2 protein-coding genes are annotated in these 4444 nt (G+C 69.8%); both read right to left on the minus strand.

The window, feature by feature from the left end:
* Window positions 1-3 precede the first annotated feature (3 nt).
* Window positions 4-2784, minus strand: a complete 2781-nt coding sequence (gene fdhF / locus DEA8626_RS20735) for a formate dehydrogenase subunit alpha (RefSeq protein ID WP_108855142.1) — start codon at window positions 2782-2784, stop codon at window positions 4-6.
* A 1-nt stretch (window position 2785) separates the two neighbouring features.
* The coding region (locus DEA8626_RS20740; protein WP_108855143.1) for an NAD(P)H-dependent oxidoreductase subunit E at window positions 2786-4444 on the minus strand (1659 nt) is incomplete at its 5' end.

A 4444-nucleotide genomic window follows, 5' to 3' on the forward strand; every position in this document is an offset into this window, starting at 1 on the left:
TTTTTATTCTGCGGCGATGTTGTCTTTGATTTTTTCGACCTTGACGGCGGCGAACTTGAACTCGGGGATCTTGCCGACGGGGTCGAGGGCGGGGTTGGTGAGGATGTTGGCGGCGGCCTCGACGAAGGCGAAGGGGACGAAGACCATGTCCTCGGCGATGGCGCGGTCGGCGCGGGCCATGATCTCGATCGCGCCGCGGCGGGTGGTGAGGCGGACGGGATCGCCGGGCTCGACGCCGAGGCGGGCGAGCGTCGCGGGGTGCATCGAGCAGTTGGCCTCGGGCTCGACCGCGTCGAGGACGGTGGCGCGGCGGGTCATCGAGCCGGTGTGCCAGTGCTCGAGCTGGCGCCCGGTGGTCAGGATCATCGGGTAGTCCGCATCCGGCAGCTCGGCCGGCGGGATGACCATGGCCGGCGTGAACCGCGCCCTTCCGCCCTCGCGCGGGAAGCCCGAGCCGAAGACGATCGGCTGGCCGGGATCCTCGGGCGAGAGCGAGGGATAGGTGACCGCGCCCTCGCGCTCGAGCCGCTCCCAGGTGATGTTGTCGAGGGACGGCATGCCGCGCTTCATCTCGGCGAAGACCTCGGAGGGGTGGGCGTAGCTCCAGTTCAGCCCGAGCCGGTTGGCGAGCGCGGCGGTGATCGCCCAGTCGGCGCGCGCCTCGCCCGGCGGCGCGACGGCGGCGCGGCCGATCTGGACCTGGCGGTTGGTGTTCGTCACCGTGCCGTCCTTCTCGTAGAAGGCGGAAGCGGGCAGGATCACGTCGGCGTAGTTCGCCGTCTCGGTCAGGAAGATGTCCTGCACGACGAGGTGCTCGAGCTTGGCGAGCGCCTCGCGGGCATGGGTCAGGTCGGGGTCCGACATCGCCGGGTTCTCGCCGAGGATGTACATGCCCCTGACCTGCCCGGCATGGACCGCGTCGAGGATCTCGGTCACCGTGAGCCCCTTCTCGGCCGAGAAGTCCGAGGCGCCCCAGATCTTCGCGAAGTGGCCGCGGATGCGGTCGTCGGTCACCGTCTGGTAGTCGGGCAGGAACATCGGGATGAGGCCCGCATCCGAGGCGCCCTGGACGTTGTTCTGGCCCCTGAGCGGGTGGAGCCCGGTGCCCGGCCGCCCGACATGGCCGCACATCAGCGCGAGCGAGATCAGGCAGCGCGAGTTGTCGGTGCCGTGGATGTGCTGGCTGATCCCCATGCCCCAGAAGATCATCCCCGCCCTGGCGGTCGCGAACTCGCGCGCGACCGCGCGCAACTCTTCGGCCGGGATGCCGCAGACCTCGGCCATCTTTTCAGGGCTGAAGGCCGCGAGATGCGCGCGCTCGGCCTCCCAGTTCTCGGTATAGGCCGCGATGTACTGGCGGTCGTAGAGCTCCTCCTCGACGATCGTCGCCATGATCGCGTTCAGCATCGCGACGTCGGCGCCGGGACGGAACTTCAGCATGTGGGTGGCGAAGCGCCTCAGCCCCACGCCCCGCGGGTCCATCACGATGAGCTTGCCGCCGCGCTTGGTGAACTGCTTGAAGTAGGTCGCGGCGACGGGGTGGTTCTCGACCGGGTTGGCGCCGATCACGATCGCGACGTCGGCATGCTCGATCTCGTTGAAGGTCGCCGTGACCGCGCCCGAGCCGACATTCTCCAGAAGGGCGGCCACCGAGGAGGCGTGGCAGAGCCGCGTGCAGTGGTCGACATTGTTGTGGCCGAAGCCCTGGCGGATCAGCTTCTGGAAGAGATAGGCCTCCTCGTTGGTGCATTTCGCCGAGCCGAAGCCCGCGATGGCGCGGCCGCCATGCCGTTCGGTCAGCGCCGTCCAGCCGCCCGCCGCGGCGTCGAGCGCCTCGTCCCACGTCGCCTCGCGGAAGTGCGCCTGCCAGTTCGCCGGATCGACGTTCAGCCCCTTTCCGGGCGCGTCGTCGCGCCGGATCAGGGGCTTGGTCAGCCGGTGCGGGTGGTGGATGTAGTCGAAGCCGAAGCGGCCCTTGACGCAGAGCCTTCCCTCGTTCGCGGGGCCGTTGATGCCCTCGACATACTTGACCTTGTCGTCCTTGACCTTCAGCGAGACCTGGCAGCCCACGCCGCAGAACGGGCAGATCGAGGTGACTTCGCGGTCGATATCAGCGCTGTCGCCGACCTGGTCGGCGTCGAGAACCGTCGCGGGCATCAGCGCGCCCGTCGGGCAGGCCTGGACGCATTCGCCGCAGGCGACGCAGGTCGACTGGCCCATCGGGTCGGCCATGTCGAAGACCGGGTAGGCGTCGTGGCCGCGGCCGGCCATGCCGATCACGTCATTGACCTGCACCTCGCGGCAGGCCCGCACGCAGAGCCCGCACTGGATGCAGGCGTCGAGATTGACCCGCATCGCGACATGGCTGTCGTCGAGCAGCGGCACGCGGGCCGGCTCGAGCGCCGGAAAGCGGCTTTCCGCCACCCCGGTCGCCGCGGCCATGTCCCAGAGATGCGCCGAGCGGTCATGCGCCGTCGCCCGGTCGGGCTGGTCGGCCAGGAGAAGCTCCATCACCAGCGCGCGCGACTTCGCCGCCCGCGGCGTGCCGGTCTTCACCACCATGCCCTCGGACGGTGTCCGGCAGCACGAGGCGGCGAGCACCCGCTCGCCCTCCACCTCGACCATGCAGGCCCGGCAGTTGCCGTCCGGGCGGTAGCCTTTCTGGTCCTTGTGGCAGAGATGCGGGATGAGCGTGCCCTGGCGCTTCGCGACCTCCCAGATCGTCTCGCCGGGCGCCGCCCGGACCTCGTCTCCGTCGAGCGTGAAGGTGATCGTCTCGGTCATGTCAGACCTCATCGGGGAAGTGTTTCAGCGTCAGCCGGATCGGGTTCGGCGCGGCCTGGCCGAGCCCGCAGATCGAGGCGTCGGCCATTACCTGGCAGAGATCCTCGAGAAGTCCCGCGTCCCATCTGTCGGCCTGCATCAGCTTCACCGCCTTCTCGCAGCCCGCCCGGCAGGGCGTGCACTGGCCGCAGCTCTCCGCCTCGAAGAACCTCAGCATGTTCAAGGCCGCGTCCCTGGCCGAGTCCTTCTCCGACAGGACCACGATGGCCGCCGAGCCGATGAAGGACCCCAAGGGCTGCAGCGTGTCGAAGTCGAGCGGCACATCCGCCATCGAGGCGGGCAGAAGCCCCGAGGACGGCCCGCCCGGCTGGTAGGCCTTGAAGACATGGCCCGCGGCCATGCCGCCCGCCGCCGCGATCACCTCGGTGATCGTCGAGCCGGCCGGCAGGAGGTAGACCCCGGGCGCGGCCACCCGGCCCGAGACCGAGTAGCTCCTCAGGCCCCTCCGCCCGTTCTTCTCTGTCGCGTTCAGGACCTCCGGCCCCTCGCGCACGACCCGCGCCACCCAGTGCAGCGTCTCGACATTGTGGACCAGGGTCGGCCGGTCGAAGATCCCGACCTGCGCGACGTAGGGCGGCCTCAGCCGCGGGATGCCCCGCTTGCCCTCGATCGATTCGATCATCGCGCTCTCTTCGCCGCAGATATAGGCGCCGGCGCCGCGCCTCAGCTCGATCTCGCCGTCGAGCACGATCCCCGCCTCGATGAGCGCCGCGATCTCGCGGCGCAGGATCTCGAGCACCGCGGGATACTCGTCGCGCATGTAGATGAACGAGCGCTCCGCCTCGACCGCCCAGGCCGCGATCAGCATGCCCTCGAGCATCAGGTGCGGGGTCCGCTCGAGATAATAGCGGTCCTTGAACGTCCCCGGCTCGCCCTCGTCGCCGTTGACCGCGAGATAGCGAAGCCCGGGCTCGGCCCGCACGAAGCCCCACTTCCTGCCGGCGGGAAAGCCCGCGCCGCCGAGGCCCCTCAGCCCCGAGGCGAGCACCTGGTCCTGCACCGCCTCCCAGTCGCCGCCCGCGCGCAGCTCGGCGAGCTTTTCGTAGCCGCCCGCCGCCCGGTAGGACGCGAGATCCTCGTAATCCGGGATCTCGGGATGGAACGCGCCCGACGCCAGCGCCGCCCGCGCCGCCTCCGGCGTCGCCCGGTCGACATGCCTATGCCCGATCTCCAGGACCGGCGCGGTGTCGCAGCGCCCCATGCAGGGCGCGCGCAGAACCCGGATCTTCTTCGGATCCAGCCCCGCCTCCAAGGCCGCGATCAGCGCCTCCGACCCGGCAAGCTCGCACGTGAGCGAGTCGCAGACCCGGATCGTCAGATCCGGCGGCGCCGCCTCGCCCTCGCGCAAAGGATCGAAATGCGCATAAAACGTCGCAACCTCCCAGACCTCCGCCATCCCGACCCCAAGCTCCTCCGCCAGGGCCCTCAGATGCGCCGCCGCGAGGCACCCGTAGCGGTCCTGGATGAGATGCAGATACTCGATCAGAAGATCCCGCCGCCGCGGACCATCCCCCAACAGCGCCCGAACCTCCGCCCAGGCCCCGTCCTCCAGCTGACGACCCTTCGGAACCCGACGACCCCGGCCCCGACCAGACTTCCA

Source organism: Defluviimonas aquaemixtae (assembly GCF_900302475.1).
GTDB classification, from domain to species: Bacteria; Pseudomonadota; Alphaproteobacteria; order Rhodobacterales; family Rhodobacteraceae; genus Albidovulum; species Albidovulum aquaemixtae.